The sequence below is a fragment of the Cupriavidus sp. 01L46 genome (assembly GCF_056399905.1).
This window is the reverse complement of record NZ_JBFTSF010000515.1, coordinates 1-2464: the sequence shown is the minus strand read 5'-3', so window position 1 is coordinate 2464 and position 2464 is coordinate 1. Positions and strand designations below refer to the sequence as shown.

The window sequence follows — 2464 nt, the reverse complement described above, 5'->3', positions numbered from 1 at the left end:
CCTCGGGCTGGGCTGCGCATATCATCGAGCAACGCATCGACAACAAGATCATCCGCCCCAGCGCCAACTACACCGGGCCGGAAAACCTGAAGTTCGTGCCGATCGGAAAACGGAAATAGGCTGTGCAGGCCGCAAACCGCCTTGCCATGTAGCGAAGGCGCCCCCTTGCGTGGCCTGGGCTACACCGAATTATGTAACCGATAGTAGGGGCACTACGCCCCGACTTTCAAATCGTAGAGAATAGCGGCGGACCTGTGACTGCCGGCCTTCCTGGCAATCACCGCCTTTGACCCAACTCCAGAAGGAACCCACAGAATGAAGCATCTCGTCCTCGCCGCCTGCATCGGCGCATTTACGCTGACCACCGCCGGTGTTGCGATGGCCCAGGAACCGGCCAAGAAGGCCGCTCCCGCCAAGAAGGCTCATGTGAAAAGCACCAAGAAGGCTGCCGCGGCAGCACCTGCGGCCGCCCCCAGTGGCGAAAAATGGCAGTGCGAACTGGGCCATGTCCTGTACATCGGCGGCAACATGCAGCGCGATGAAGTCATCACCGTGAACTGGGAGGGCAAGGAATACCGCCTGCCCCGCCTGTCCACCGTAACCGGCGCCGACCGCTACTTCGACGCCCGCTCCGGCCTGGACCTGGTTGTGATCCCGAGCAAGGCCATGCTGTTCAACAAGAACGCCGGCCAGCGCCTGGCCGACGAGTGCCAGACCGCGGACATGCAGGCTGGCGGCTCGGCCCCGACCCAGGCAGGCGCGCTGCGCGCACCGGTAGCCACCCCGTTGCTGGTTGCCCCGTCGGCACCGGCAGCCGATGCCGCCCAGGCACCGGCCGCCCCCAAGCAGTAAGCACCAACCTATAAGCAATAAGAGCAGTAAAGGCAGTAAGAGCAGTAAGCGGTAATCAGTAGTAAGGGGCTGTAGCCTGGCATCGTCCGGCCACAGCCCCATGGGCACCAGGAAGCACAAAACGCCGAGGGAATCCCATGTCCGCGCATATTTCGAACGTCCGCCCCGAACCGGACCCGGTCATGGCCGACATCGTCGACTACGTCACCAGGTATCAGGTCAAGAGCGCGCTGGCCTACGACACGGCCCGCAACTGCCTGATCGACACGCTCGGCTGCGGCCTGGAAGCGCTGTCGTATCCGGCCTGCACCAAGCTGCTGGGCCCGATCGTGCCCGGCACGGTGGTCCCCAACGGCGCCAAGGTACCCGGCACCCAATTCCAGCTCGACCCGGTTCAGGCCGCCTTCAATATCGGCGCCATGATCCGCTGGCTCGATTTCAACGACACCTGGCTGGCCGCCGAATGGGGCCACCCGTCCGACAACCTCGGCGGCATCCTCGCCACCGCCGACTGGATCTCGCGCAACAACGTGGCCGCCGGGCGCAAGCCGTTGACCATGAAGGACGTGCTCACCGGCATGATCAAGGCCCATGAGATCCAGGGCTGCATCGCGCTGGAAAACGCATTCAACAAGGTGGGCCTGGACCACGTGGTGCTGGTCAAGGTGGCTTCCGCCGCCGTGGTTGCGCAGATGCTCGGCCTCGCCCGTGACGAAATCCTCAACGCGGTGTCCCTTGCCTGGGTCGACGGGCAAGCGCTGCGCACCTACCGCCACGCCCCCAATACCGGCAGCCGCAAGAGTTGGGCCGCCGGCGACGCCACCAGCCGCGCGGTGCGCCTGGCGCTGATCGCCCGTACCGGCGAGATGGGCTATCCCTCGGTGCTGAGCGCCAAGGGCTGGGGCTTCTACGACGTACTGTTCAAGGGCCAGCCCTTCAGGTTCCAGCGCCCGTATGGCACCTACGTGATGGAGAACGTGCTGTTCAAGATCGCCTTCCCGGCCGAATTCCACTCGCAAACCGCGGTGGAGGCCGCCATGACCCTGCACGGCCAGCTGTCCGCCGCGGGCAAGACGGCAGCACAGATCAGGCAGGTCACCATCCGCACCCACGAGGCCTGCATCCGCATCATCGACAAGAAGGGCCCGCTGGCCAACCCCGCCGACCGCGACCACTGCATCCAGTACATGGTGGCGGTGCCGCTGCTGTTCGGCCGGCTGACCGCCGAGGACTATGAAGACAAGATAGCGGCAGACCCGCGCATCGACGCCCTGCGCGACAAGATCGTGTGCGTGGAGGATCCGCAGTTCACCGCCGACTACCACGACCCGGAGAAGCGCTCCATCGCCAATGCGCTGACCGTGACGCTGAACAACGGCACGGTGCTGCCCGAAGTCGTGGTGGACTACCCGCTCGGCCACAAGCGCCGGCGCGACGAGGGCATCCCACTGCTGGTGGAGAAATTCAAGACCAACCTGGCCCGCCGTTTTCCGGCCAGGCAGCAGCAGGCGATCCTGGCGGTGTCGCTGGACCAGGCGCGCCTGGAGGCTATGCCTGTCAATGAGTAGTCGCTGGACCAGGCGCGCCTGGAGGCTATGCCTGTCAATGAGTA

The 2464-nt window shown here is 64.9% G+C and carries 2 protein-coding genes and 1 pseudogene; all 3 read left to right on the top strand.

Annotation, left to right across the window (positions count from 1 at the left end):
• A pseudogene (locus AC1DS3_RS37730) lies at nucleotides 1-119 on the top strand (citrate synthase); the annotation flags it as partial.
• Between the two features lie 196 nt (nucleotides 120-315).
• Nucleotides 316-852, top strand: coding sequence for a hypothetical protein (locus tag AC1DS3_RS37725; protein ID WP_441635008.1), 537 nt, complete (start codon nucleotides 316-318; stop codon nucleotides 850-852).
• Between the two features lie 137 nt (nucleotides 853-989).
• Nucleotides 990-2420, top strand: coding sequence for a bifunctional 2-methylcitrate dehydratase/aconitate hydratase (locus tag AC1DS3_RS37720; protein ID WP_477129261.1), 1431 nt, complete (start codon nucleotides 990-992; stop codon nucleotides 2418-2420).
• The last annotated feature ends 44 nt before the right edge of the window (nucleotides 2421-2464 follow it).

Bases quoted from the DNA above. Each gene is read 5' to 3' on its own strand.
- AC1DS3_RS37725 (WP_441635008.1), top strand. From the start codon at position 316: ATGAAGCATCTCGTCCTCGCCGCCTGCATCGGCGCATTTACGCTGACC.
- AC1DS3_RS37720 (WP_477129261.1), top strand. From the start codon at position 990: ATGTCCGCGCATATTTCGAACGTCCGCCCCGAACCGGACCCGGTCATG.